Origin of the sequence: Limosilactobacillus sp. DJ3M12 (genome assembly GCF_947381695.1) — a bacterium.
Classification (GTDB): domain Bacteria; phylum Bacillota; class Bacilli; order Lactobacillales; family Lactobacillaceae; genus Limosilactobacillus; species Limosilactobacillus kinnaridis.
The window spans coordinates 1-24546 of the sequence record NZ_CANCWY010000014.1; the positions used below are offsets into that span (position 1 = coordinate 1).

The following is a 24546-nucleotide window of genomic DNA, read 5'->3' on the forward strand; positions in this document are numbered from 1 at the left end:
TGGAGGATACAGGGCTCGAACCTGTGACCCCCTGCTTGTAAGGCAGATGCTCTCCCAACTGAGCTAATCCTCCAAAAATGACCCGTGCGGGATTTGAACCCACGATACCAGCGTGAAAGGCTGGTGTCTTAACCACTTGACTAACGGGCCATATTAAATTAATTAAAAGCGGGTAACGAGAATCGAACTCGCGACAACAGCTTGGAAGGCTGTGGTTTTACCACTGAACTATACCCGCATATCAGCAACGAATATTATATTATCAAGTTATCCTATAAAAAGCAATACTTTTTTCAAAAAAAGTTTATTTCAAAAAACTAATTAATGGCTGCGTTAGTACTGCTTGTTACAAAGTAAAAATCAAATTTTGACTATAAAAAACAGCTAAGAAGATTACCTCTTAGCTGTTTAGCCAGATCGGGAAAACAGGATTCGAACCTGCGACCCCCTGGTCCCAAACCAGGTGCTCTACCAAGCTGAGCTATTTCCCGAAATAGTGCCGAGGACCGGGATCGAACCGGTACGGTTATCACTAACCGCAGGATTTTAAGTCCTGTGCGTCTGCCAATTCCGCCACCCCGGCATAATAGAACTGGCTAAGCGGAAGACGGGATTCGAACCCGCGACCCCCACCATGGCAAGGTGATGTTCTACCACTGAACTACTTCCGCAAAAGTGACCCGTGCGGGATTTGAACCCACGATACCAGCGTGAAAGGCTGGTGTCTTAACCACTTGACTAACGGGCCATTTTTAAATATATTAAACAATTTTTCTCAAAATTATTAACTCGTCTTTCACAACGTTATTAATAATACCAACTGAGCTATAAAATAGCAAGAACTTTTTAGAAAAAATTAAAAAAAGTTCTTGCTATTGTTATGTTTTCCTTCTAAAAGACAGCAAAAAGACTGAAAAAAACTCATTTCTCAGTCTTTAAAATTTATATTTTTAAATCAAATGTACCCCCTTATCAACATAAATGGTGTCGCCAGTAACTCCAGTTGATAAATTGCTCATTAAGAATGCACACACATTCCCAATTTCGCTAATAGTCACATCTTCTCCGTCAACAGTTCTTGCTTGGGACATCTTTAAAAGTTCATCATGACCTTTAATACCTGTAACTGCTAATGTCTTAACCGCGCCAGCAGAGATTGCGTTAACACGGATTCGTTTTTGTCCTAAATCCCGTGCTAAATAGCGGACACTAGCTTCAAGGGCAGCTTTAGCAATTCCCATTACATTATAGTTAGGGATAGCACGTTCTGAGCCAAAATAAGTTAAGGTAACAATACTTGCAGGATTATTTAATAGATTTAACTCATTAGCAACCTTAGCGACAGCAATAAGGGAGTAAGACGAAATATCTTGCGCAATTGCATAACCTTTGCGACTAGCACCAAGGATTGAACCAGCTAATTCTTCTCTTTTTGCAAAAGCAATTGCGTGTACAATTCCATCTACTTTTGTAAAACGTTCCTTGATAATCGTAAAGGCTTGGTCAATACTTTCATCATCTGCTACATCACATTCAATTAATTGATCTTCATCATCTACTAACCGTTGTAAGCTTTTTTTCATTCTGGAATTCTGATAAGTATAGATAACTTGGGCACCTTGTTCAGCCATCATTTGTGCACATCCCCATGCAATAGAACGCTTATTAGCTACTCCCATAACAACGATCTTTTTTCCTGTTAATATATTTCCCATATTATCCTCCTTAAAACTTTCGATAACGTTTTTTTCTGTTTGCTAGAAGTTGGTTTGGCGGTAATTCTTGCAGCTTGTTTAATCGCTTTAGTAAAACCTGCTCGATATTTTTGCAAGTTTTACGATGCTCTTCGCTTTCTGGAATAATTCCTTCGATAATCCCTTGTTTTAATAAAGCTTGCGGCACCATTTGCATTAATTCTGCCGCTTTATCTGCTTTCGTACTATCTTTCCACATGATGGAGGCAAACCCTTCAGGAGATAAAATAGAATAAGTACTGTTTTCTAACATCCATACTTCATCTCCACATGCCAATGCTAAGGCTCCCCCACTACCTCCTTCACCATAAATAATCGTGATAATTGGAATGGCAAGCTGACTTATTTGTAAAATGTTTTGGGCAATCGCACTTCCTTGCCCATTTTCTTCGGCTTCCTTGCTAGGAAATGCTCCTGCGGTATTAACAAAACAGAATACAGGTCGCTTAAATTTAACTGCTTGCTTAATTAAGCGGAGTGCCTTGCGATAACCACTAGGCATTGGTGAGCCAAAATGCTTTATGATTTTTTCTTCTGTTGTTTTTCCTCGATCAGTGGTAATGACGGTAACTGCTTGCTGATGGAAAGTAGCGATTCCACCAACGATTGCAGGATCATCCCCGCCTGCCCGGTCGCCGTGCAACTCAACAAAATCTGGGAAAACATTTTGAATAATCTCCATCCCCGTAATTTTATTGTCATTGCGAGCACGTTTAACAATCTCGCTTGCTGATAATTGTTCATTCATTAGCAACGCTCCCTGTTTTTAATAGCCATTCAAGCAGCTTTTTTTCATCTTGACGTTTTACAATTCGATCAATAAATCCATGATGCAGGATGTTTTCAGCTGATTGGAGATCAACAGGAATTTGCTGATGAATCGTCTGTTCAATAACTCGACGGCCTGCAAAGCCAACAAGTGCATGGGGCTCAGCGAGAATAATATCTCCGTCCATTGCGAAACTAGCTGTTACTCCACCAGTTGTTGGATCGGTTAAGATCACAATGTATAAAAGGCCGGCAGCAGCATGCTCATTTATTGCTTGTGAAATCTTCGCCATCTGCATTAGCGACATAATTCCTTCTTGCATCCGTGCCCCGCCTGAAGCAGTGAATAGTACTACTGCTTGACGATGGATAGTTGCATATTCAAATAAGCGCGTTATCTTTTCACCGGTAACAGTTCCGAGGGATCCCATAATAAATGTTGGATCCATAATACCTAGTGAAAATAGCTGATCATTAATTGAAGCTTCACCAGTTAGGACTGAATCATTCAGCTTAGTTTGTCTTTGAAGTTTGCTGATTTTTTCTTGGTATCCAGGAAAATGTAACGGATTCTTTGTCTGGAGATCCTTATCGAATTCTTTAAATGAATCTACTAACCACGAGAGTCGATGGCGGGCAGGTATTCGTAATCCATAGTCACAATTGGGACAAACAGCATATTGTGTTAACTGCTTGGCGAATAGTAATTGATGACAATGTGGACACCTTAACCACATTTGATCTGGGACCCTTTCATCAGCATTTTTATCTGCTTTGATGTGCCGTTCACTTAAAGTATTATTTTGATCATATAATTTCACGCTGTCAGCTCCTTTTTCCATTGTGGCAAGAAGAAGTCTTCAAGAAACGTTGTTGAAGCTGTTCCTGCCAAAAATTTAGGATTGTTTAGGATTGCTAAATGGAAATTTTGATTGGTCGTTACGCCCGTAATTACCATTTCATTTAAAAGTCGTTTGATTTTTTCAATAGCTTCTTGGCGATCTTGACCAAGGGCAATTACCTTAGCGATCATTGAATCATAATAAGGAGTGATCTTACTGCCAGGATAAATAGCAGTGTCAATTCGCATCCCCAAATTACCGACTGGAAGATATAAGTAATTAATCGTCCCAGTCACTGGCATAAAGTTTTGTTTAGGATTTTCAGCATTTATCCGACACTCAATTGCATGTCCATGAACCTGAATATCCTGTTGGGTAAAGGGAAGTGGTTCATTCGCAGCGACAATAACCTGTGCCTTCACTAAGTCGATCCCAGTTACCATCTCCGTCACTGTATGTTCAACCTGGATACGAGTGTTCATTTCCATAAAGTAAAAGTGATGGTCCTTGTCCATTAGAAATTCTATTGTCCCCGTATTATGGTAGTTAATCGCATTAATGGCTCGCATTGCAATTTGTCCTAGCGTTTTTCGCTCTTGTTCATTTACTAGGACACAAGGACTTTCTTCAATCAATTTTTGCTTATTTCGTTGAATCGAGCAGTCACGTTCAGGAAAGAAAATGGCATTGCCAAAATTATCACGAAATACTTGAACCTCAATATGTTTAACATTCTCCATAATCTTTTCAAGGTACATTCGGTCATCATTAAACGAAAGACGGGCTTCGTTTTGGGCCTCGCTAAATATTTGCCGCATCTGGTTATGATCGTTAATTCGTCGGATCCCTTTACCGCCACCACCAGCAGCTGCTTTTAACAAAATTGGATACCCAATCTTGTTTGCAACATCAACAGCGTCATTAACATTGGTAATATAGTCATCGCTTCCAGGAATCACAGGCACCCCTGATTTTTTCATTTGCTCCCGTGCATGCTCCTTATTTCCCATTAAGTCAATCACTGAGGCTTGGGGACCGATGAACGTAATTCCGCATTCTTCACACATTGTCGCGAATTCCGCATTTTCTGATAGAAAGCCAAAGCCAGGATGGATCGCCTGGGCACCTGTACCAAGAGCAGCTTCTAAAATGTTTTTCGCATTCAAATATGAATCTTGGGCCCGGGCAGTTCCAACGCATACAGCTTCATCCGCTAGTTGAACATGAAGACTTTCGCGGTCTGCAGTTGAATAGATAGCTACTGTCTTAATTCCTAGCTCCCGTAATGACCGTATTATCCTGACAGCAATTTCACCACGATTGGCGACTAGTACTTTGGAAAACATCAAACCACCTACCCAATCATAAAAGTTAATTCGGCTGTACAGGCTTTTTTGCCATCGACCGTTGCAATGCCTTTACCAATTCCAATGTTTTTATGCACTTTTTCTAGGTTGACTTCTAACCTTAACGTATCACCAGGGCGGACTACTTTACGAAATTCTGCTGACCGAATTCCACCAAAATAGGCTGTTTTCCCTTGGAACTCTTCTTGAGATAAGAGAGCGACGGCACCTGTTTGCGCCAATGATTCAACAATCAATGCTCCTGGTAAAACTGGATTTTGAGGGAAATGACCATTAAAAACCTCTTCATTAATCGTGACATTACGCCGTGCAACGGCCTTCTTACCGGGGATTAATTCATCAACTTGGTCAATTAGTAACATTGGGTAACGATGAGGAAGGATTTTTTGAATTTCAGTTATATCTAAAGTTTTATTAGTCATTATCTTTATCCTCCTGAACTGAGAAAAGTGGTTGTTCTACTTCAACTAATTCTTCATTGCTTACACAAATTGAAGTAATGATTCCGTTAAAAGGACTTTTTATTTCTGTCATCATTTTCATTGCTTCAATCACACAAACAACATCCCCCTTTTTTACATGGTCGCCACTTCTAACATAGGGATCTGCATCGGGAGTTGGTTGGAGATAGACAGTTCCGACTAGGGGCGCAGTTATATTTTGCGAAGGTAAAGTTGGCTGTTCGTTTGCTTTTTTCTTAACTGAAGGTATTTGCCCTGTTTTTTCAGTTGTTATAAGATTTTCATGCTTGTGAGTTTGCTTATTTTTGCTTAAATAGAGCTGAAAGGAATCTTGATTTATTTCTAATTCACGAATATCAGAATCTTCAAAATTTTGCATTAATGTTTGAATTTCTTTAAATTCCAAGATAGATCACTCCCATTTCTTAAAGGCTAAAACAGCATTATGACCACCGAAGCCAAAAGAATTGCTTATTGCGTAACGGGCATTTGATGCGTCACTATTTTCTGCCGTCACAAGGTTAACTGAGCACTTCGGATCTTGATTAAAACAACCTATATTCAACGGTAATTGTCCATTTTGTAAAGCGACTACTGTTAAGACTGCCTCAATTGCGCCCGCAGCCCCAAGCAAATGGCCGGTCATTCCCTTCGTTGAACTAACGCGAACATTACTATCGGAACCAAATACCTGATTGATTGCTTTAGATTCGCCTTCATCATTGGCATGAGTAGCGGTTCCGTGGGCATTAATATAGGAAATTTCGCTAGGACTAACTCCTGCTTCTTTAATCGCTAGTTCCATTGCTCTTGCTGCCCCAGCACCTGTTGGATCGGGGGATGTAATATGGTAAGCGTCCGAGGTAGCACCATAACCGACGATTTCACCAAGAATGTTAGCACCGCGTTTTTGCGCATGCTCAAGATCCTCTAAAACAAGTGTTGCACCACCTTCACCCAAAACAAATCCTTGGCGTGCTTTATCAAATGGCAAGGAGGCTTTAAGTGGATCAGTTGCTTGTGATAGGGCTGTCAATGCCGCAAAACCAGCAATCCCGATCTCATTTACCGACGCCTCTGATCCACCGGCAATCATTACTTTAGCGCGTCCTTCTTTAACTTGACGAAAGGCTTCTCCAATTGCATTAGTTCCAGTGGCACAAGCAGTCACAATCGATGTACAAATGTTTTGTGCATTAAAGTGAATAGAAATATTACCCGCTGCCATGTTGGCAATTGACATTGGAACAAACATTGGGGATACCCGTTTAGGACCCTTATCATGCATTTTAATAATTTGCTCTTGAATAGTTGTTAAACCACCAATTCCGGATCCATAAATCACACCCATGTCAACTGGCTTGGTATTTGTTTCATTGATCTCAGCCATTTCCATTGCTTCAATCGCGCTTTGTAAGGCATATTGAGAATAAAGATCCATTCGGCGCGCGGCTTTTTTTCCGATGACATCATTAGGGTCAAAATTATCAATTTCACCTGCCACGGTAATTCCTGTCGGCTTGGCATCAAATTTCTTGATCGCTTTAATTCCAACTTTGCCTGCAAAGCTATTACTTATAAATTCTTGAATACCATTACCATTAGGAGCAACAGCACCCATTCCTGTTATTACAACTCTTGTCATTTAGTTCCTCCTAAATTGTCATTCCACCGTCAACTACAATGGTTTGACCGGTCAAATAATCGTTTTCTGCTAAAAATTTTGCTGTCTTAGCAACTTCTTCTGGCTGTCCTAAGCGGTTGAGGGGGATGCGATTAAGCAGCTGATCTTTTACCCGTTCAGATAATTTTTCGGTCATATCACTAGCAATCATTCCGGGAGCAATCGCATTGCAACGAATCCCGCGGCGCGCTCCTTCCTGGGCAATAGATTTAGTAAGGCCGATTATTCCTGCCTTGCTTGCTGCATAATTAGCTTGTCCCGTATTACCATGGAGACCCACAATACTAGCAAGGTTGATAATGCAACCGGCTCTTTTTTTGAGCATCTTCTTAAAAATAGGTTGTGTTAACATAAATGTTCCGCATAAATTAACATTGATGACCTGGTCAAAATCGCTCGCTTTCATTCCCATCATTAACTTATCATTCGTGATTCCAGCATTATTGATAAGAATGTCGATCTTATCGTATATTTTCCAAGCCGCTGCTGCTAATTCACTAACTGATTTTTCATTTGCAATATCGCCCTTAAGATAGTGATAATCCGCCCCTAGTAGATCTAGCTTTTCTTTAAACGTTTTTGGTAAGTCATCCTGCCGCCCATTGAGGATTAGCCGACTACCAGCCTTAGCAAACTCTAATGCAGTAGCCGCCCCAATCCCGCGTGTGCTTCCGCTTATAAAAACGACTTTATCTGTCAGTTCCATCTTTTTGCTCCTTTATAAATTTTTCATAATCAGCAAGATTTTCAATGTGTTGGGTATTTAACTGCTGGTCAACTTGGTGAGCGAAGCGAGATAACGTCTTTCCAGGACCAATTTCTAATGTTGTGTCAATTTTCGCGTGCTTGACTAATTCCTTAACATTAGCTCCAAAGTGTGTTGGAACAGCTAATTGTTTTTCAAGAATTCCTGGAAGATCCTCACAATGAAACAAGCTGTTAGTAGTATTGCTAATAACTTCAATCTGTGGTTCATGGAAGTCGACCGTTTGTAACCGGTTATGCATCTGTTGACGTGCACCGTTAAAGAAGGGAGTATGGAATGCACCATTAACTTTGAGCAAGATCGTTCTTTTAGCAAGATTATCCTCTTCAATCTTTTTAAGGGTAGCCTTTAAGTCGGTTAATGTCCCGCCCACTACGATTTGTTGTGGTGAATTATAGTTGGCAATATAAACCCGCTGATTATTTTCTTGTTGAGCGGTGATTAGTTCTTGTATCTCTTGAAGTTGAGGATCAAGGACAGCCGCTAATGTACTTATTTCTCTATCCGCGTCTTGTTGCATAAAGTGAGCACGGTCCGCAACTAATTTAATTCCTTCTTCAAATGAAAGTGCATTACTAGCAATTAAAGCGGCGTACTCGCCTAAGGATAGGCCAATCATCCCCTTAATTGGTAGTTGAGGTAAATCCCGTTTTAACATTCGGTAGATTCCATAACTAACTGTTACAATTGCTGGTTGAACATATGCTGTTTTATTCAACTCCTTATGCTCGTTTTTCATAATTTTGAGCAAATCAAGTTCACAAACAGCGCTTGCCTGACTAACAATCCTTGAAAAAAGGGAGTCGGCCATAAGCTCGACTCCCATTCCCGATTGCTGTGCACCTTGACCGCTAAATAATATTCCGTAGTACATTATTTTTCATCCAACTGTTTCTTTACGAAATCAACAACGTCACTAATAGTCTCGATTCCTTCATCGGCATCTAATTCAATCTCAAACTTATCTTCAAGCTCATTCATAATTTCAAAAACATCAAGACTATCAGCATCAAGATCATCTTTGATTCGTGCATCCATTGTTACACGATTTTCGTCAACATCTAATTCATCAACTGTAATAGTTTTTACAGTATTAAAAATTTCCTCTTTAGTCATATCCATTCTTCTTTCTCTATTAATAGTTTAAAATTATTGTTCCTGTACTTAACCCGCCACCAAAGCCACTCATTGCAATAATGTTACCTGGTTTAATCAATTCATGAGCAATAGCTTGAGTCAATAAAATTGGTTCACTAGCGGCAGCTGTATTCCCATATTCACTAATATTCATTGGAAACTTTGTAATTGGTTGCGCCAGTCTCTTTGCAATTTGGGTAATTATCCGTTCATTTGCTTGATGTAATAAAAAATAATCGATATCGTCTAATTTCAAATTAGCTTGTTGAACGGCAGAAGTGATTGATCGTGGTACTTCATGAGTGGCAAAGCGGTATACGTCACGGCCGGCCATCGTAAATGGTGAAAGGGATGTTAGTTGTTTAGGGAAGCCAGTTTTAGGCGTTGTTTTTCCGGCAATAATTTTATCTCCTAAGTCACCAAATGTATGGAGATCACGGCCAAGAATTAAAGGGGTTGTTGTAGTTGTCTTTTGAAGTAACACTCCGCCAGCCCCATCGCCGAACAATACGGCAGTACTTCGATCTTTCCAATCAATCAGTTTTGATAATACTTCTGCACCAATTACCATTGCATTTTTCCAATGAGAGCTTTTCAACATTAATTCAGCTGTATTAATGGCATAGATAAAACCAGTACAAGCTGCTGAGATATCAAACGCAATTGCATTTTTCGCACCTAATCTTCCTTGAACAATAGCAGCAGTTGAAGGAGTATAGGCATCAGGAGACATCGTTGCAATAATGATTAAATCAAGTTCAGTTGCCTTTAAATTGGCATTAGTCAATAACTGGGTACCAACATTGACAGCTAAGTCTGAAGTATTTTCAGTGTTGCTGATATAACGTTGATGAATTCCAGTCCGCGTCTTAATCCACTCATCTGAAGTATTCATAATAGTTGATAATTGCTGGTTAGTAACTTTAAGGGGTGGATGATAACTCGCAGTACTAGTAATTCTTAAATTTTGCAATGTTTGTCAATCCTTATCTCTAAGCATGCTCATCCACAAAATCTTCTAAGTTTTGCAAGGCTTTTTTAACAACCTTCATTTCTTCATAATTCATTCCTTTAAGAAAACGTTCAACCATCATATTATGAAAGGCCCGGTGCGCACGATATAGTACCCGGCCTCTTTTGGTTAAACATAACCGAACAATGCGGCGATCATCTTTATCACGAATTCTTTCCACATATCCTTTTCGAATTAAACGATCAGCCATTGAAGTCATTGTTCCTGGAGTTAGATGAAGCTTTTCTGCTACTTGAGAAATTGTTTGATGGTTATACATCGTAATTGCATCAATTGCATGCATCTCTTTAATTGTTAAATCATTGAATGTACTTTTCCGCAATTCATTTTCTTCAATCCATAGAATTCCGGAATAAACTTTGATTAATCCTTTATTAATTTTTTCGTAATCATTATCTTTACTCATAATATATTTCTTCCCTTCAATTTTATTCTATAGCCCGAATAATTTGATTATCAAAATATATTATAAATGATAATGATTCACCGTGCTAAATCTTTTCTTCTCGTTCAGCAACGATAAAGACAAGCTCCGCACTACAAGCTAATTTGCCGTTCACAAGCGCTTGTGTTTCCACAATTCCCATTGATGATCGAACTTTTTTCATAACAACGTTTAGTTTTAATACATCACCAGGACGGACCATTTGTCGAAACCTTGCTTTATGAATTGCGCCAAGATAAGCTGTTTTCTTATAAAAATGCGGTGATTTTAATATCAAAATTGAAGCAGCTTGGGCCAATGTTTCGATAATTAAAACTCCAGGCATAACAGGATTATTAGGAAAATGACCGCGAAAAAATGATTCATTAATTGTGACATTTTTTGTTGCGGTAATCTTTTCTTCAGGAACTAATTTATCTACATAATCGATATAGCAAATCGGATATCGATTAGGAATTAATTCCATAATCTCCTGCGCATTCATTATTGCCAAAAAGATTCACCTGCCTTCGGAAAATATTTCGAGTATCAAAATATTCGATGATCAAATTATATTCAAAAGTATTTTGAATGTCAAATTATTTTTGGAAAGGCATCTTTTATAACTAGTCGAAAATAAAATTATTTATCATCTTCATTAGATGTTAGAAAGGAATTTCGGTTAATCATGATTTTTTTGCAATTAATAGGAATTTTACTATTATGTCATTTAATCATTAACTATTAATCACTTTAAATTAAAATATTCCTTTACTAATTAATTGAGAATTGGTAGAATAATATTTGTTCGTTATTAACGGGAAATAGCTCAGCTTGGTAGAGCACCTGGTTTGGGACCAGGGGGTCGCAGGTTCGAATCCTGTTTTCCCGATAGGGTTTAGAGAGTCGTTGAAAGTTTTCTTTCAAGCGGCTCTTTTTAGTATCAAGGAGGATATAAAAATGGAAGCAGATAAATATTTAAAGCTAATTCAAGAGGAGCTTCAGAACCTTCCTGATTATGTTAACGAGTATTATTTAGGGACCAACCATGCAGTCACAACAACCTATCAGTACTTAACTGAAATCCGCCGATTCTTTGATTGGCTACGGTCAAGTGGACTCGTCTCTGTTAACTCTAATAAGGACTTACCAATTGATACACTAGCGAATCTACGGCGTAGCGATGTAATGTTGTATATCGATTATTTGCAGCATACTACCAATGCACAAGGACGGTTAAATTCTCCTACTTCAATCAATCGATCTATTAATGCATTAAGGTCATTGTATAAATTTTTAACAGTCACCGCAGATAACAATAATGGCGAGTCTTATTTTGACCGTAATGTAATGCTGAAAATTGACTCCCTTAATGATACAAAAACATTAAATTATCGGGCGCATACGCTGGCTTCACACATGTACCGGGGACAAATGAAATTTGATTTTATCACTTTCATTGAAGAGGAATACCCTAATAAATGTGATAAAAGAGCCCTCCCCTCTTATAAAGTCAATAAGGAACGAGATATTGCAATTATTGCTCTTATTTTAGGAACAGGCGTCCGGGTATCCGAGGCAGCTAATGTAAACCTTGGGGATTTGAACTTAAAGCAATCACTGCTAGATGTAACAAGAAAAGGCGGCCAGAGAGATTCAGTACCAATTGCACCTTGGGCTATTACTTATATCAAAGCTTATCAAGCGATTCGTGCACAGCGATACCACGCTTTAAAAAAGGATACTGCTTTCTTCTTAACCGTTTATCACAAGCAAACTCGACGGATGACAGCTAATGCCATTGAAAAAATGGTCAAAAAGTATTCAACTGCATTTGGACATCCTCTTACTCCCCATAAATTACGCCATACCCTTGCTTCTGAAATGTATGAGGTAACGAAAGATCAGGTATTAGTAGCCCAACAGTTAGGACAAAAAGGAACATCTGCTACCGATTTATATACTCACGTTGACCAGAAACAGCAGCGTGATGCTCTTAAAGAAATTAGTGAAACTTCATATAAAAAAACAAATGAATAAAAGCCTTTTCTATAAAGATAATCTTCGCTATAATGTTAAGGGGTGTATAATTTTTTTATGGAGGAGAAAATTTTGGGCTTTATTACCTCACTATTTGGGAAAAAGCAATATGTTTGTCCATTTTGTCATGAGCACTATACTTTTTCTGCAATGCATGCACGGAAGTTAGCTGACAAAGATGGGCAAATCCACTGTTATTACTGTCGCAAGGTTTTACAACAATTGCATTAAAGGATTAACGAGGATTTGTTTTTTTCGATAATAAAAACTTTCAAAATAAAAAACCGTTAAGCTGAATTTAAGGCTTAGCGGTTTTATTTTAAAGTATTTAGTTAACTCGACGTTTGTTAATTCCTGCAAGACCAAACATACTAAGCAATGTTCCCATACCTAGGCCAATCATGGCTTTATTGGCGTTATTTCCAGTTTGTGGTAAACGATTATTAGTTTGGGTTTCAGGTTGCTTAGGCGTTTCTGGAGTTAAAGGAACTTCCGGAGTATTAGGTGTATCGGGAGTTTGAGGTGTCCCAGGATTTTCAGGAGTCTTTGGTGTTTCGGGAGTATTAGGTGTCTCAGGGGTTTCTGGTGTAGTTGGCGTTTCAGGATCATTTGGTGTAGCAGGATCATGCGGTTTTAATCCATAACCACCAATTAAATCCCAATCAATTGGTTTACCAAATTCCCCAGGTAAAGCAGCTGTTTGAATGTTTCCTAACATATTATTATTGTTACTTGATTCGTCCCAAATCCAATCCCCTTGGTTAGTTACTTTAGCTAATACCATAGTTGTATCATCAGGATTAATTTGCACAATAAAACTTGGTGCCCATGTTGAATTCATACCTTTTCCAGCAACTTCGCCTCTATTTGTCATATACGAAGTAATGAGTAATTGATTTTCTTTTCCTTCTACTGGAACAGCATAGTAAGAATAAGTAGCGGTACGCCAATTGGCAGGAACAGAAGCTGTCACTACAACCCCTGAACCATTTAATGGTTTATATGGACCTGTAAGACTATCGGCTACGTAACCAATCATTGCAACATTATCTCCGACAACTTTATTAGCTTTATTAAGAGTATCGATATTAGTTCCTCTGCTTAAACGTGTAGCCGAGAATAGATAATACTTATCTCCAAGTTTAACAACATTAGGACGTTCAAGTTCATCACTAACCATATTTGATGTAACTAATGGAGTATATACTTCTTCTACTTGCGGGTTCTTTTCATCATTCGTTAGTTTAATAATTCCAAGTGCCCCGTTAGCAAAGATAGCTTTTTTATAATCAACATCACTACTTAAAAGATGAAACAAGCTTTCAATATTAAAGCGATCGTTACCACCATAATTTGACCAATTATATAATTGATCTTCACCTTGATAATTTTCAGTTCCAGTATTTCCTTCAAATACTAAATACCGATCACCATTTGGCATTTGTACAACATGTCCATCCCGCAAAGTGTAGTTGTCAGCAAAACTATTTGCAGCTTTCCATTGATCATAAGTTTGGTAATGATAACCATCACCTGCAAATACCACATGATTATTCTCTACATTATTAATATGGACACCATCATTGTCGGCTGTTAAGTACATAGTAGCACTTGCTAATTTTTGATGGTTAATAGCATTATTTGTATCATTGATAGTATAAAAGAGTTGAATAGAGTTGTCAGAATTAACAATAGCAGACCCGGACCATTCTTGTGTTAGTGGAGATTCATTATATCCAAATATAGATCCTGCATTTCGCCAGTGTGAAAAATCATTATCACCATACTTATTATAAAGTAAATAAATATGATTATCTTCGTGATGAGGCCGTCCCATCATAGCGATCACAAGTTGATAGCCATTCCAATTAGAAACATAACCAGTCACTGGATCTTGAACTGGCCATGAATCCCAAATATCTAAATCAGCATATTCACCTGTTTCAGCATCCCTAGTATATGCAGCGGGCATATTCTTTATTTGACTTGCATTAAAATAAGGAATAGCGTATTTAGGATCTTGATCAACTAAAGCCTCACCAATCTTTTTAAGGTCATTATAAGTCATTTGTGTACCAGACTTTGCAGCTTTCGAGAAGTTCATCTTATTTAATGCTTTAATCTGGTCATCAGTTAAACTATTAGGATCAATTCCCGCCTTTTTTACAACGTTTTCAGCATCCTTGTTTAACTTAGCGGCAGTATTCTTTTTACTGGATTGTTGATCATCGTTTTTGGCAGCTGAAGAATCATTAGTGTTTACAGCTGGTTCTTTTTTGGCTTCAGAGGATTCGTTAGCGGGTGCAGCTTTTTGTGTATCATCCTCTTTGGCTACATTAGTATTTTCTTTACCTGCTTTACTATCTGTGTTAGTTGATGAAGATGCTGAACTTGTAGATGAAGTTGTTGCAGCAGAACTTGCTACTTGACTGTTAGAATTTTGTGTATTAGCGGCAGAAGAAGCACTATTTGCATTAGCAGAATTTTTAGTCGCATCACTAGCTGCACTAACTTGACCACTACCAAGTGTCACACTTTTAACAGCAATATCATTATCCCCTGTTGTAACCTGTACAGTAGAAGAATCATTGTTTTCAGTATTCGTGTCTGCGGATGCGTTTACAGTTGTTACACCAAACATCAGTGCAGCCGTAGAAAGTGTAACAACTGCCCAATTTTTACCGCTTTTATACATTTTCTTATGTTCCTTGCGTTCTAGCATAGAAATAACCCCGTTTCTTTACCTTTTTTTGCTAAACGTTTAACAATTAACTGTGCACTATTTTATTATGATTATCTTAAATTATCAATAGTTTCTTCATAAAAAGTTCATATTTACTGTCTATTTACTCATTTTTTGATAGCAATATGCGTTTTTCTTCTGAGACGAATTGTAACGACCTACTACTCATCAAAATGAATTTCAGTTCGTCTGAAAGGCAAAAGCTGTTTTTACCCCTATTTTTGCATTATTTTAAAATTAGTAAGACTCTTTTGATAAAAGAGTCTTACGCTAACCGAGAATAAACGTTGATATAACAAGCTTTTAAAATCCTATATTTTCGTGTGAGACTGTTGTATAATTTTATTGAAAAAGTGTCTCACTAAAAATTAGGTCATTTTTGCTATTTTTGGCGGACAAAAAGGAGTTATTTCATTTTATGTTATATAATGCAGCATTAGTTTTAGAAGGTGGCGCATTCCGTGGACAATATACTGCCGGAATTGTTGATACATTTCTCGCTCACCATATTGAATTTCGAAGTGTAATTGGCGTTTCTGCTGGTTCGCTTTGTGGAGTTAATTTCGTCTCTAAGCAATACGGACGCGCTGCCAATATTAATATTGATCATCGGCACGATCGCCAATATATCTCGATGGCTCGCGTATTTAAAAAGCAAATAATTAATCTTGATTATCTTTTTGAAGATCACGGATATTCTTGGCAGAATTTTAATGAAGCTGCATATCGACGGTCAGCATCTCATTTCACAGCAGTTGCTACTTCTGTGAAAACAGGAAAAACAGTTTTATTTACGGATCCTGTTGGTGAGGAGCTAACCAATGCCCTCAAAGCTTCCTCATCAATGCCATTTCTTTCAGATCCACAGGAAACTTCTCAAGGGCCTTGCCTTGATGGTGGGATCACAGATTCAATTCCATTTGATATTGCACAACGACAAGGCTATGACAAGATTGTTGTTGTACGGACCAGGGATATTAACTACCGAAAGAAGCCATCTAGTTCTGCTGTAAAGAAGTTGTACGACATGGTATATAAAGATTATCCCGAATTTGCTAAAGCGGGGATTGATCGTCCCCTTCTCTACAACCAACAGACTGCTGAAATTAATCGTTTGTCTTGTGAAGGAAAGATCTTTAATATTGCTCCCTCTAAACCAATTAAAATTAAGCGGATTGAAGGAAATATTAAGAAAATTCGAGCACTTTATGAAACTGGGCGGAAAGAAGGAGAGGAAATCGTCCCTGCTTTAGTTGATTACCTCGCAAATTAACAAAGGAAGAAATATTATGTCAACTAAAAAACGAGTTTATATTCCCAAAAATAAAACTAATGGTCAAATCAAGGGTAAACGGAAAATATGGGTAGAAAATGTTAAATTCTTGACTCTCGAAGAATATGATCAGTTACGTGAGACAATTAAGCTGCATTCGCGTCCTGAATTGGTTAACCGAAACCTATTACTAATTGCAATTGCCCTTAATAACGGATTGCGAGCATCAGACGTTGTAACGTTAAGGGTTGGTCATGTTCTAAATAAAACTAAAACCCGTGTTATTGAGCAAAAAACAGGTAAGGCTAAAACGCTCTTTTGGAATAATTGTCTTGCCGAAATTATTGATTATCTTAATGACTTGAATTATAAAGACGAGAATGATTATCTTTTCCCTGGGAAACAAGAAGGTCATTTTTCAGTACATGGCTTTTACGAAATGTTGCAACGAATGGCTAGAAAAACGGAAAATAATAAAATCGTTGCTAAAATTGGAACACACTCTTTTAGAAAAACTTTTGGTCGACAACTCTATAAGAAAGGTGTTAACGTTGAAATCATTTCGCAGTTATTTAATCACTCCTCTGAACGAAATACGCGCCACTATCTAGGGATTGAACAAGAAGACCTTGATAAAGTTGTTCAAAATTTCAAATTTGAATAGTTATTATTCTAAATATTATGTAAACTAAAATATTTAATCGTTTTCCTAATAGACTTAGGAATATAATTCATTAGAATTAAAGTAATAAAAAGTATTGGATGTGATTAAATGAATATAAAAAGTGTACCAAAGAAGCAACTATGGGGAATTGAATTAAATCTGATTTCTCTCCTATTTAGTAGTATTAGTCCGGTTCTTAATAAATTTTCACTTACTAGCTTGAGTCCGGTTGTTGGGGGAATTTTCACTAGTGCGTTTGCTGCAATTTTTACTTTTGCAACAATCCTCATTACTCGTCAGCATGTTTCTTTAACCAACCTTAAGAGCCTGTGGTTATGGCTTTTGGGTGGAACAAATGCAATCGGAATTATTCTTCAATATATTGCTCTTTCAACCTTAAGTCCAATCACTGTTACCCTTATCGCTCGGATGTATTTAGTTTATGTTTTCTTCCTATCTTATATCTTCTTAAAGGAAAAGATTACAAAGTGGGATTACTTAGCAATTATTCTTTGCATTCTCGGTTCTTTCTTTATTTCAGGAAGCCGACTTCAATTTAGTGATAACCTTCTTGGATTGATTTGTGCATTCATCTACCCACTAATGTATGCCGCCAACAATATCGTGGCTAAGTATCTAGTTAGTGATGAAGAGCCAAATAATGTCTTGTTCTTTAACCATTTTACTTCGGCTCTTTTACTTTTCTGCTATGCTCTCATAACAGGAACGTCATTTAGCCATATTTCTAGTCAAGCAGTCGCATTTAACTTTGGCGGAGCATTCTTTAATGGTTTCATGTCACTACTTCTTTTCTATACTAGCTTGCAGTTTATTACAGCTGGTAAAGCAAATATTGTTCGTGCACTTGGTCCAGTAATTGTTATTATTTACTCTTCATTTTTCTTTCCTGTTCAGGTAACTCCTTCTCTAGTTTTAGGAGCAATTTTAGTAATTTTAGCTAGTGCAATTGTTACCTTTACAAGAACAAATCACGAATAATCGTAATATAAAAGCATCAGAATTTCCCTGTAAAGAAATCTGATGCTTTTATTATATCTTCTTATATATTAATAAACCCTTGCGCGTCGACGATAAACAATAAAACGACGGAAAATATATTGCCAAGGTAGCGTTAAAGCGTGAACCAACCGGGTGTATGGGAAGTAACCAAAAATTGCTAATCCACAAAGAACATGAATTTTATAAATTAATGGCACTGAACGCATCAATTGCCATTGAGGATTAAGAACAAATAGACTTCTTGCCCATGGACTAATTGTTGTCCGATAATTGTAATCAATAAATGCACCCGTAATAGTACATGCTAGACCTAATGCAATTGTAACCAATAAAGCCCAGTCGACAATAATATCATTGATATCACTTGTCTTATAAACACGAGAACAAGTCATTCGCCGATAAGTCAAAATTGCAATTCCCACAAATGCAAGGATCCCTGCTGGAATTCCCATCATTAATGAACCAAAGATGTGGTACATGTGGTCAGTAATGCCAAAGTAAGCAGTCCAACTTGCTGGGATAAACATTCCTAAGCAGTGACCAAAGAAAGCTAAAATAATTCCAATGTGGAAAGTAACACTTCCGATCATTAGCCATTTCTTTTCAAAAAGTTCACTTGATTTGGCAGTAATTGAGGGATGAAAATATTTAAATCTAGCAAATGTTCCAATGAAAAATGATGCCAACATTATATATGGATAAATAACCCATAAGAAAATTGACCAGCCATTATGCATCTTCTTGCACCTCCATTTTAATACACGAACCAATTAATGAACGTGTAAGCCTGATTAACTGAATATAGGGACTATCACTATCTGTCACTGCATTTTTTAAAAGGGTATAAGTTCCATCTTCAATCACACTTAATGCTAATTGGATATCCTGACGACGCGGATCATTAGTATAATCGCCATATGCTAGAAATTCTAACAATAGAGGCAAATAATCAGAAAGTTCACTGGTCGCCTCTGATATACCAAACATCTCATATAGCATTTTCAACCGTGCTAAAATGGTCCCTCGTTCACGGGAATCGGTCATCTTATAGTATGACATATAAAGAGTATAACGTCGGTTCATTTCAAAAAGGTGAGCGTATATCTCTTGGACTTCGATTGAAGATAGTGCGGCTAATTCATCAAAAAGGCTTAATAATTCTCCCCGCGTTGCTGTTGATAATGCGTTATCTGTAAGTAATAATTGACGAATCTCTGGTGAAAACGTTTCTGTATCAGGATAGTCAATCAAACGGGAAAGAACGGCAAATGTATCCTTTAAATCTGTCAATCGTCTAAAATCAATCACGCCAAATCCCTCCATAGAAACTATCAGCATAAATCTGATTAGTTGCTTTGCCAGCTTCTGCCTTCTTAAACATACTCTTGTGTTGGGGAGCTAATGCACAGCCTTCACATTCATCATAGCCAAGACTACCTTGTTCGGTTTGTGCATCTTCCATTTCTGCCTTTTGGCTACTTGGAATAACAAAGCGGTCTTCATATTTAGCAATTGCCAGTAAACGATAAAGTGATGTTGCCCGTTCTTCTGTTAAATCAACTCGTTCTAGTTTACTGCTATCAAAATCCCGACCACTAGTCTTAGCACGCATGTATAGCCGCATCATTGCAAGTTTATATAAGGCTTTCTTGATGACAGGAACGTTTCCAGCAGTTAATAGACTTGCCAAGTATTGAACAGGCACCCGCATTTGATCAATTCCTGGGAAGATCATTTCAGGATTCTTTATTGAGTCCCGTCCTTCAAAGTAACTCATAACTGGTGATAGCGGCGGAATATACCAAACCATTGGCATTGTCCGATATTCTGGGTGAAGTGGGAAGGCAATCTTTTCTTTTACTGCCATTTTATAGATCGGTGACTTTTGTGCAGCCTCAATCATTTCTTCAGAAATGCCATCCTTGAGTGCTTGCTTGACAACTTCAGGATCGTTGGGATCGAGGAATAAGCCAAGTTGTGCTTCATACAGCTTACTCTCATCAGGAGTTGATGCTGCCTCTTCTACTCGATCAGCATCGTATAGAATAGCACCAATATATCGAATTCGACCGACACAGGTTTCGGCGCAAACTGTTGGTTGGCCTTCTTCAATTCGCGGATAACAAAAAGTACATTTTTCAGCCTTATGAGTCTTCCAGTTAAAGTAGACCTTCTTATATGGACATCCAGTCATGCAAAAACGCCATCCCCGGCAGCGTTCTTGGTCTACTAAAACAATCCCATCTTCATCTCGTTTGTACATTGCGCCTGATGGACAAGAAGCTACACAAGGTGCATTCAAACAGTGCTCACATAATCGGGGAAGATACATCATAAAGGCCTGCTCAAAGTTATTTTTGATATCCCCTTCAATTTTTTGCATGTTAGGATCCTGTTGGACATATTCAGTTGATCCCGCTAAGTCATCATCCCAGTTAGGACCAGTGGTTAATTCCATTCCTTCGCCAGTAATTTGCGACTTAGGACGAGCAACGGGTTGGTGCTTTTGTTCAGGACCAAATAATGTCTTATAGTCATAGGTCCATGGTTCGTAGTAGTTATCTAACTCTGGCATATCATTATTGTAAAAAATCTTACCAAGAGCGATTTTATTTAATTTGCTTCCAGCACGTAATTTTAATTTACCTTTTGAATTAAGAGTCCACCCTCCATGGTATTGATCTTCATCTTCCCAGCGTTTTGGATAACCGACACCTGGCTTAGTTTCAACATTATTAAACCACATGTATTCAGCGCCTGGACGATTTGTCCATGTATTCTTACAAGTTACTGAACAGGTATGACAACCAATACACTTATCGAGGTTTAAGACCATGCTGATTTGTGCTTTAATCTTCACTCCAGTTCACCTTCTTCAACTTTCTTACATTTGCATAAAGATCACGTTGGTTTCCAGTTGGTCCATAGTAATTCCAACCGTAACTCAATTGGCCGTATCCTCCAACCATGTGTGTTGGCTTAATGTGGATTTGCGTCGGTGCATTATGTGATCCCCCACGATTACCGGTAATGGTAGAAAGAGGTTCGTAAATTTCATTATCTTGGGCATGGTACATGTACATTGACCCCTCAGGCATCCGAACAGAAACAACCGCCCGCGCAGTAACAACCCCATTACGGTTATAAACTTCGATCCAGTCGTTATCTTTTACCTTAATCTTATCGGCATCTTGAGGACTAATCCAAATAGTTGGACCACCCCGGAATAATGTCAACATTTCAAGGTTATCGTAGTACATCGTATGAATATTCCATTTACCATGAGGAGTCATATATTTAAGTGTAACTTCATCTTTTACTGGTGGAACATCAACATCTCCTGGGGCCATTACAACTGGTGGTAAGGATGGTTTATAAGTTGCCATATTTTCACCAAATTCACGGAAAATTTCATGATCAATGTAGAAATGCTGACGACCTGTAAGAGTAAATGTAGGAATATTTCGCTCAGTCATTAATGAGAATGGTGTGTAGCGAGCCCCACCATGTTTAGCAGAAGTTCCGATTGGTGTTGGATAGGCTTCTTGTGGTTGAGCAGTGATTTGCTTAAATGACATTGAATCATCAGCATGACCACGGCCAATATCTGTTAAATATTCACCCGTTCGCTCTTGCTTCTTTTCCCAGGCTCGGTCAGCGAGTTTACCATTGGAAGCAGTTGACATCCGTAAGATTGCATCACATACTTTTTCATCTTCATCAAGTAACGGACAGCCTGCACCAATGCCTTCGCTGGCAGTTCCATTTATTTCCTTTAAATAATCATATTGATCATCGACTTTATAGCCATAGTTATTCACTATATTAGGTCCAAGGGTAATGAATTTATCGTAAATCTTGGTGTAATCACGAGTAACTAATTTCAAGGAAGGCATTGTTTTTCCTGGAATTGGTTCAGTTTCACCATTCTTCCAATCTTTAATTTCCCCGTATGGTTGAGCGATTTCCCCTTGAGTATTATGTCCTAGTGGTGCGCTCTTAAGATCATAGAAGGTTCCCGGCATGTATTTCTTTGCCATTTCAGAAACAGTTTTTGCTAAGAGCTTGAATTGTTGCCAGTCAGACTTTGATTCCCACATTGGACTAACTGCTGCATTAAATGGGTGAATAAATGGATGCATATCAGTTGATGAAAGGTCCTTCTTTTCATACCAAGTAGCAGCTGGTAGGACAACATCGGAGTACATTGGTGTTGAAACCATTCGGAAGTCCATATCAACAACAAGATCTAACTTACCAATTGCTCCTTTATCACGCCAAATCATATCCTGGGGCTTAACTCGATCATTAGGTTTAGCAAGCAATCCATTTTCAGCGCCTAATAAATGTTTCATAAAGTATTCGGCACCTTTGCCAGAAGAAGCAAATAAGTTTGAACGCCATAAGAAGAACGCTTTAGGTTGATTTTGGTTAGCATCAGGATCTTCAGCAGCAAAATGTAAAGAGCCCTTCTTCAATTCATCGACAACTTTCTTTGAAATTTCATTAATATCAGTTGTATTGTAATCTTTTGCAAAAGATAACGGATTACGATCAAATTGTGGGTATGATGGTAACCATCCTAAACGAATTGCCATTTGATTATAATCAGCATTATGTAAGTAGGAATGTTTACTCTTCCAAACAGGTGATTTTTGAGCTTGGTTATCAATTTCTTCATAACGCCATTGATCAGTTGCAAAGTAATACCAAGTAGTACCTTGCATTTGACGGGCACTACCTTTTTCCCAGTCATTAGCAAAAGTAATATTTGCCCAACCCTCTTGTGGACGGAGCTTTTCTTGACCAACGTAGTGAGCCCAACCACCACCAGTCATACCAACACAACCACACAACATCAGCATATTAATAATGTTTCGATAGTTCATATCGGCATTGAACCAGTGGTTGACTCCACCACCCATGATTACCATACTCCGCCCTTCATTTTCGGCCGCGTTTTGGGCAAATTCACGAGCAATTTGAATAACTTGCTCTGCTTTTACTCCCGAACGGCTTTCTTGCCAAGCAGGAGTAAAGTAACTCTCAGCATCCATTGCATCTTTAGCAGCAAGTTCATCATTACCAGTCCGATTAATTCCCATTTGAGCCATCATCAGATCATAAACATTAGTTACCAAGTGTTCTTTGCCATCTGTGAATTTGAGCTTTTTAACTGGTAAATGACGTTGCACAACGCTGTTTCCGTCATTACTAAACGCTGGAAAATCAGCAATAATTTGTTCAGTTTCGCCATCTTGATCATTAATAGAAAGTGCCGGATCAATCTTATTACCATTTTGGTCTAATAATTCAAGATTCCATTTTTCCTTAGCATTATATTCTTGTCCCATCGTTCCATTTGGAACAACAATCTTGTGGTTATTTTGGTCATAAACAACTGTCTTCCATGCTGGATTGACAATCGTATCATCAGCAACTAAGTCACTAATCCGGACGAAGCGACCTGGTGTATAGTGATCACCATTTGCTGTACTTGGTTCCAATTCAACCATAAATGGTAAATCAGTAAATCGCTTGGAGTAATCAATGAAACGTTTAACTGGGTGCTTTTGGTAGAATTCATCTAAAATTACATAAGTCATCGCTTGAGCAACAGCAGAATCACTACCTGGTTCTGGTGCAAGCCAATCATCAGCAAATTTCACATTTTCAGCATAATCAGGGCTAACTGCCACAATCTTTGTTCCTTTGTACCTAACCTCTGTCATGAAGTGCGCATCCGGCGTCCGAGTTAATGGGACGTTTGATCCCCACATAATAATGTAAGAACTGTTATACCATTCTGCGGATTCTGGAACATCAGTCTGTTCACCCCAAATCTGAGGAGATGCAGGTGGTAGATCAGCATACCAATCGTAGAAACTCATTTGTTCCCCACCCATTAAGGCAATGAACCGTGCTCCGGCACTAAAACTCATCATTGACATTGCAGGAATTGGGGTAAAACCACCAATGCGGTCAGGCCCATACTTCTTAATTGTGTATAAGCAAGCAGCTGAAATCATTTCTAATGCTTCATAACGATGAACACGAATTAAGCCACCGTGTCCTCGGACCTTCTTATATTTTTTAGACTTTTCTGGATCTTCGACAATACTTGCCCACGCATCTAAGGGATTTTCATGTTCTTTCTTGGCAGCAGTCCAAAGCTCCCATAACTTGCCACGAATATATGGATACTTAATTCGAACGGGACTGTATTCATACCAAGAGAAACTAGCTCCCCGAGGACATCCCCGTGGTTCATATCCTGGAATATTAGGTCCGCATGATGGATAATCTGTGGCTTGGTGTTCCCAAGTAATAATTCCTTGCTTGACATAAACATTCCAAGAACACGAGCCTGTACAGTTAACTCCATGAGTTGTTCGGACAACTTTGTCATGCGCCCATCGCTGGCGATAAAGCTTTTCCCAACGACGACTATTTTCTTCAAGTTGTGTAAAGGTTCCATTAAACTTATCAACCTTGTTAAAGAACCGTGACTTCATCGTTGATTGACCTCCTTTATTGAATGGCTTACCAATATTAAAAATAAAGTAAGTC

23 protein-coding genes and 8 tRNA genes are annotated in these 24546 nt (G+C 38.3%); 6 read left to right on the forward strand and 25 right to left on the reverse strand.

The features are described from left to right. The 20 genes from QOS06_RS07525 to fabZ (QOS06_RS07620) form a co-directional block, all read right to left on the reverse strand. Positions 1 to 73 (reverse strand) — tRNA-Val (locus QOS06_RS07525). 5 nt (positions 74 to 78) lie between these two features. Continuing rightward, positions 79 to 150, reverse strand: a tRNA-Glu gene (locus tag QOS06_RS07530). Between the two features lie 17 nt (positions 151 to 167). Beyond that, a tRNA-Gly gene (locus QOS06_RS07535) sits at positions 168 to 238 on the reverse strand. A 179-nt stretch (positions 239 to 417) separates the two neighbouring features. Then, a tRNA-Pro gene (locus tag QOS06_RS07540) sits at positions 418 to 491 on the reverse strand. Between the two features lie 6 nt (positions 492 to 497). Next, positions 498 to 583 (reverse strand) — tRNA-Leu (locus QOS06_RS07545). A gap of 16 nt (positions 584 to 599) precedes the next feature. Beyond that, positions 600 to 671 (reverse strand) — tRNA-Gly (locus tag QOS06_RS07550). Between the two features lie 5 nt (positions 672 to 676). After that, positions 677 to 748, reverse strand: a tRNA-Glu gene (locus QOS06_RS07555). 202 nt (positions 749 to 950) lie between these two features. Further along, positions 951 to 1715, reverse strand: a complete 765-nt coding sequence (gene fabI / locus QOS06_RS07560) for an enoyl-ACP reductase FabI (protein WP_085680884.1) — start codon at positions 1713 to 1715, stop codon at positions 951 to 953. A 10-nt stretch (positions 1716 to 1725) separates the two neighbouring features. Beyond that, positions 1726 to 2502 (reverse strand): acetyl-CoA carboxylase carboxyltransferase subunit alpha, encoded by a 777-nt coding sequence (accA, locus tag QOS06_RS07565; protein WP_085680886.1) that lies wholly within the window; start codon positions 2500 to 2502, stop codon positions 1726 to 1728. Continuing rightward, positions 2495 to 3343, reverse strand: a complete 849-nt coding sequence (gene accD / locus QOS06_RS07570; RefSeq protein ID WP_182590034.1) for an acetyl-CoA carboxylase, carboxyltransferase subunit beta — start codon at positions 3341 to 3343, stop codon at positions 2495 to 2497. Before accD ends, accA begins: the two co-directional genes overlap by 8 nt. Continuing rightward, complete coding sequence (gene accC, locus QOS06_RS07575; protein ID WP_085680890.1) at positions 3340 to 4710, reverse strand: acetyl-CoA carboxylase biotin carboxylase subunit; 1371 nt, start codon at positions 4708 to 4710, stop codon at positions 3340 to 3342. Before accC ends, accD begins: the two co-directional genes overlap by 4 nt. 8 nt (positions 4711 to 4718) lie before the next feature. Beyond that, the gene (gene fabZ / locus QOS06_RS07580; protein WP_085680892.1) at positions 4719 to 5153 is read right to left on the reverse strand and encodes a 3-hydroxyacyl-ACP dehydratase FabZ; all 435 of its coding nucleotides are present in this window, start codon (positions 5151 to 5153) and stop codon (positions 4719 to 4721) included. Next, positions 5146 to 5598, reverse strand: coding sequence for an acetyl-CoA carboxylase biotin carboxyl carrier protein (locus tag QOS06_RS07585; protein WP_085680894.1), 453 nt, complete (start codon positions 5596 to 5598; stop codon positions 5146 to 5148). Before QOS06_RS07585 ends, fabZ (QOS06_RS07580) begins: the two co-directional genes overlap by 8 nt. Positions 5599 to 5604: 6 nt before the next feature. After that, complete coding sequence (gene fabF / locus QOS06_RS07590; protein WP_003671846.1) at positions 5605 to 6837, reverse strand: beta-ketoacyl-ACP synthase II; 1233 nt, start codon at positions 6835 to 6837, stop codon at positions 5605 to 5607. 10 nt (positions 6838 to 6847) lie between these two features. Next, on the reverse strand, positions 6848 to 7582 hold the full coding sequence (gene fabG, locus QOS06_RS07595; RefSeq protein ID WP_003671847.1) for a 3-oxoacyl-[acyl-carrier-protein] reductase: 735 nt from the start codon (positions 7580 to 7582) through the stop codon (positions 6848 to 6850). Next, positions 7566 to 8516, reverse strand: coding sequence for an ACP S-malonyltransferase (locus QOS06_RS07600; protein WP_003671848.1), 951 nt, complete (start codon positions 8514 to 8516; stop codon positions 7566 to 7568). Before QOS06_RS07600 ends, fabG begins: the two co-directional genes overlap by 17 nt. Further along, positions 8516 to 8758: an acyl carrier protein gene (locus tag QOS06_RS07605; protein ID WP_035160167.1), complete on the reverse strand. Its 243-nt coding sequence runs from the start codon at positions 8756 to 8758 to the stop codon at positions 8516 to 8518. The genes QOS06_RS07600 and QOS06_RS07605 overlap by 1 nt, the downstream gene beginning before the upstream one ends. A 19-nt stretch (positions 8759 to 8777) precedes the next feature. Continuing rightward, positions 8778 to 9752 (reverse strand): beta-ketoacyl-ACP synthase III, encoded by a 975-nt coding sequence (locus QOS06_RS07610; protein ID WP_085680896.1) that lies wholly within the window; start codon positions 9750 to 9752, stop codon positions 8778 to 8780. 19 nt (positions 9753 to 9771) lie between these two features. Then, positions 9772 to 10218, reverse strand: a complete 447-nt coding sequence (locus QOS06_RS07615; RefSeq protein ID WP_283595720.1) for a MarR family winged helix-turn-helix transcriptional regulator — start codon at positions 10216 to 10218, stop codon at positions 9772 to 9774. An 85-nt stretch (positions 10219 to 10303) separates the two neighbouring features. Further along, positions 10304 to 10750, reverse strand: coding sequence for a 3-hydroxyacyl-ACP dehydratase FabZ (gene fabZ / locus QOS06_RS07620; RefSeq protein ID WP_003671852.1), 447 nt, complete (start codon positions 10748 to 10750; stop codon positions 10304 to 10306). 304 nt (positions 10751 to 11054) lie between these two features. On the opposite strand from fabZ (QOS06_RS07620), the gene QOS06_RS07625 reads away from it, so the two are divergent. From QOS06_RS07625 to QOS06_RS07635, 3 genes are all read left to right on the forward strand, one after another. Continuing rightward, positions 11055 to 11128: transfer RNA gene (locus QOS06_RS07625), tRNA-Pro, on the forward strand. A gap of 68 nt (positions 11129 to 11196) precedes the next feature. Continuing rightward, positions 11197 to 12276 carry a tyrosine recombinase XerS gene (xerS, locus tag QOS06_RS07630; protein WP_003667748.1) on the forward strand — a complete coding sequence of 360 codons (1080 nt, stop codon included), beginning with the start codon at positions 11197 to 11199 and terminating at the stop codon, positions 12274 to 12276. A gap of 57 nt (positions 12277 to 12333) precedes the next feature. Further along, positions 12334 to 12507 carry a hypothetical protein gene (locus QOS06_RS07635; RefSeq protein ID WP_187403107.1) on the forward strand — a complete coding sequence of 58 codons (174 nt, stop codon included), beginning with the start codon at positions 12334 to 12336 and terminating at the stop codon, positions 12505 to 12507. A gap of 97 nt (positions 12508 to 12604) precedes the next feature. On the opposite strand, the gene QOS06_RS07640 is transcribed toward QOS06_RS07635, so the two are convergent. Beyond that, positions 12605 to 14998, reverse strand: coding sequence for a glycoside hydrolase family 68 protein (locus QOS06_RS07640; RefSeq protein ID WP_085680897.1), 2394 nt, complete (start codon positions 14996 to 14998; stop codon positions 12605 to 12607). 439 nt (positions 14999 to 15437) lie between these two features. On the opposite strand from QOS06_RS07640, the gene QOS06_RS07645 reads away from it, so the two are divergent. The 3 genes from QOS06_RS07645 (at position 15438) to QOS06_RS07655 (ending at position 17955) form a co-directional block, all read left to right on the forward strand. Continuing rightward, entirely contained in the window at positions 15438 to 16292 is an 855-nt protein-coding gene (locus QOS06_RS07645; protein WP_035160163.1) for a patatin family protein, read from the forward strand. A 16-nt stretch (positions 16293 to 16308) separates the two neighbouring features. After that, positions 16309 to 16956 (forward strand): site-specific integrase, encoded by a 648-nt coding sequence (locus QOS06_RS07650; RefSeq protein ID WP_003671859.1) that lies wholly within the window; start codon positions 16309 to 16311, stop codon positions 16954 to 16956. A 108-nt stretch (positions 16957 to 17064) separates the two neighbouring features. Then, positions 17065 to 17955 (forward strand): DMT family transporter, encoded by an 891-nt coding sequence (locus QOS06_RS07655; protein ID WP_078009876.1) that lies wholly within the window; start codon positions 17065 to 17067, stop codon positions 17953 to 17955. Positions 17956 to 18023: 68 nt separating this feature from the next. On the opposite strand, the gene narI is transcribed toward QOS06_RS07655, so the two are convergent. Genes narI through QOS06_RS07675 form a run of 4 tightly spaced genes read right to left on the reverse strand, consistent with a single transcriptional unit; the run spans position 18024 to position 24491 of the window. Further along, positions 18024 to 18713 (reverse strand): respiratory nitrate reductase subunit gamma, encoded by a 690-nt coding sequence (narI, locus tag QOS06_RS07660; RefSeq protein WP_003671861.1) that lies wholly within the window; start codon positions 18711 to 18713, stop codon positions 18024 to 18026. Beyond that, positions 18706 to 19284, reverse strand: coding sequence for a nitrate reductase molybdenum cofactor assembly chaperone (gene narJ / locus QOS06_RS07665; RefSeq protein WP_078009877.1), 579 nt, complete (start codon positions 19282 to 19284; stop codon positions 18706 to 18708). Before narJ ends, narI begins: the two co-directional genes overlap by 8 nt. Further along, positions 19277 to 20836 carry a nitrate reductase subunit beta gene (gene narH / locus QOS06_RS07670; RefSeq protein ID WP_283595721.1) on the reverse strand — a complete coding sequence of 520 codons (1560 nt, stop codon included), beginning with the start codon at positions 20834 to 20836 and terminating at the stop codon, positions 19277 to 19279. Before narH ends, narJ begins: the two co-directional genes overlap by 8 nt. Next, positions 20826 to 24491, reverse strand: coding sequence for a nitrate reductase subunit alpha (locus QOS06_RS07675; protein WP_152697865.1), 3666 nt, complete (start codon positions 24489 to 24491; stop codon positions 20826 to 20828). The genes narH and QOS06_RS07675 overlap by 11 nt, the downstream gene beginning before the upstream one ends. Positions 24492 to 24546 lie beyond the last annotated feature (55 nt).

Coding starts and splice junctions, on each gene's coding strand:
- fabG (WP_003671847.1), bottom strand. CDS start 7,582: ATGGAACTGACAGATAAAGTCGTTTTTATAAGCGGAAGCACACGCGGG.
- QOS06_RS07600 (WP_003671848.1), bottom strand. CDS start 8,516: ATGTACTACGGAATATTATTTAGCGGTCAAGGTGCACAGCAATCGGGA.
- QOS06_RS07640 (WP_085680897.1), bottom strand. CDS start 14,998: ATGCTAGAACGCAAGGAACATAAGAAAATGTATAAAAGCGGTAAAAAT.
- narI (WP_003671861.1), bottom strand. CDS start 18,713: ATGCATAATGGCTGGTCAATTTTCTTATGGGTTATTTATCCATATATA.
- QOS06_RS07650 (WP_003671859.1), top strand. CDS start 16,309: ATGTCAACTAAAAAACGAGTTTATATTCCCAAAAATAAAACTAATGGT.
- QOS06_RS07635 (WP_187403107.1), top strand. CDS start 12,334: ATGGAGGAGAAAATTTTGGGCTTTATTACCTCACTATTTGGGAAAAAG.
- QOS06_RS07615 (WP_283595720.1), bottom strand. CDS start 10,218: ATGAGTAAAGATAATGATTACGAAAAAATTAATAAAGGATTAATCAAA.
- fabF (WP_003671846.1), bottom strand. CDS start 6,837: ATGACAAGAGTTGTAATAACAGGAATGGGTGCTGTTGCTCCTAATGGT.
- QOS06_RS07645 (WP_035160163.1), top strand. CDS start 15,438: ATGTTATATAATGCAGCATTAGTTTTAGAAGGTGGCGCATTCCGTGGA.
- accA (WP_085680886.1), bottom strand. CDS start 2,502: ATGAATGAACAATTATCAGCAAGCGAGATTGTTAAACGTGCTCGCAAT.
- fabZ (WP_085680892.1), bottom strand. CDS start 5,153: ATGACTAATAAAACTTTAGATATAACTGAAATTCAAAAAATCCTTCCT.
- QOS06_RS07655 (WP_078009876.1), top strand. CDS start 17,065: ATGAATATAAAAAGTGTACCAAAGAAGCAACTATGGGGAATTGAATTA.
- accC (WP_085680890.1), bottom strand. CDS start 4,710: ATGTTTTCCAAAGTACTAGTCGCCAATCGTGGTGAAATTGCTGTCAGG.
- xerS (WP_003667748.1), top strand. CDS start 11,197: ATGGAAGCAGATAAATATTTAAAGCTAATTCAAGAGGAGCTTCAGAAC.
- QOS06_RS07605 (WP_035160167.1), bottom strand. CDS start 8,758: ATGACTAAAGAGGAAATTTTTAATACTGTAAAAACTATTACAGTTGAT.
- fabI (WP_085680884.1), bottom strand. CDS start 1,715: ATGGGAAATATATTAACAGGAAAAAAGATCGTTGTTATGGGAGTAGCT.
- QOS06_RS07675 (WP_152697865.1), bottom strand. CDS start 24,491: ATGAAGTCACGGTTCTTTAACAAGGTTGATAAGTTTAATGGAACCTTT.